This window comes from Fusibacter bizertensis (genome assembly GCF_029914245.1).
GTDB classification, from domain to species: Bacteria; Bacillota; Clostridia; order Peptostreptococcales; family Acidaminobacteraceae; genus Fusibacter_C; species Fusibacter_C bizertensis.
The window spans coordinates 1-758 of sequence record NZ_JARYZI010000036.1; the positions used below are offsets into that span (position 1 = coordinate 1).

The 758-nt window shown below is 40.0% G+C and carries 2 protein-coding genes; both read right to left on the reverse strand.

The features are described from left to right. Positions 1-145: 145 nt before the first annotated feature. Positions 146-574 (reverse strand): OadG family protein, encoded by a 429-nt coding sequence (locus tag QE109_RS17550; protein ID WP_281095847.1) that lies wholly within the window; start codon positions 572-574, stop codon positions 146-148. Positions 575-590: 16 nt separating this feature from the next. Further along, a partial coding sequence (locus tag QE109_RS17555) for a carboxyl transferase domain-containing protein (RefSeq protein ID WP_281095848.1) occupies positions 591-758 on the reverse strand: 168 nt, incomplete at its 5' end.

Genomic DNA, 758 nt, shown 5'->3' on the forward strand with positions numbered 1-758 from the left:
GCTGGTGCTGCTGCTCTTGGAGCTGGTGCCGCTGTTTGAGCTGGTCTGCTTACTGGTGCAGAAACCGCGCCGCCTACTTCTTCTACTTCTACTTCGTATGATGTACCATTTACAGATATATTAAATTTTTTCATGTTATCCTCCACTATGCTCTCGTATTCATCAATTCGCTTCTACCAGCTCTTCCCCATGTCGGAGTGGTATCGTTAGTTCTCGTTATACTTGATACGTGAATATTGTTAACTGATGTGTTCATAGCCGCTGCAACTGCTGCTGTTATTACTGCAACTAGTTCTAAATCATCTGTTTCTTCAACTGCTACTACTGCTGGTGCTTTTGGTGCTTCGGGTGCTTTTGCACTTGCTCCGCTGGTTTTCATTTTTGAAGTTTCTGCACTTTTTTCAAGTGATTGGATCACTTTTGACATAAGTACTGTCAAAGCCCATATCAAAACCAAAGCCAAAAATGTGATACCCATACCAAGTAGAATGACATTGCCTGTTGCTACAAGTTTCTCATTAAGTGGCATGTTAGCAAATGTTTCTGCATGTTTAAATTTATCTAATGCATTCATTTAACTACCTCTTCTCTTATAATGGGATATTACCATGTTTCTTAGTAGGTCTTGTTTCTCTCTTTGATGCAAGCATATCGAATGCATCAATCAATCTTGCTCTTGTAAATGCAGGCTCGATGATATCATCCACAAATCCTCTTTCAGCTGCTTTATAAGGTGTTGCAAACTCATCAGTGTATTC

Bases quoted from the DNA above. Each gene is read 5' to 3' on its own strand.
- QE109_RS17550 (WP_281095847.1), bottom strand. From the start codon at position 574: ATGAATGCATTAGATAAATTTAAACATGCAGAAACATTTGCTAACATG.